This is a genomic window from Virgibacillus sp. 7505 (assembly GCF_002272135.1).
Lineage (GTDB): Bacteria > Bacillota > Bacilli > Bacillales > Amphibacillaceae > Terribacillus.
Genome location: NZ_NPBF01000405.1, coordinates 1 through 221, shown reverse-complemented (window position 1 = coordinate 221; position 221 = coordinate 1). Strand labels below are relative to the sequence as shown.

Annotated in this window: 1 protein-coding gene; it reads right to left on the bottom strand. The window is 43.9% G+C overall.

Going from position 1 to position 221, the window contains the following annotated elements; genetic code table 11:
- On the bottom strand, positions 1 to 221 hold a 221-nt coding region (trhA, locus tag CHH91_RS19525), incomplete at both ends, for a PAQR family membrane homeostasis protein TrhA (RefSeq protein ID WP_176465896.1).

Genomic DNA, 221 nt, shown 5'->3' with positions numbered 1-221 from the left:
CATAAAAAATCGTCCCAGCGGTATAAAAAATCCCACCAAGCACCAACAGCCATATGCCTCCACTAGGCAGGGTTGACATAATCGGACCCATTGCAAACACAGCAATCCAGCCCATTGCCACATACATGACCGTCGAAAGCACTAAAAACTTCTTAACGTAAAAGACTTTAAAGATAACGCCGACAACGGCAATACCCCAAACAATTCCAAATAATGTCCAG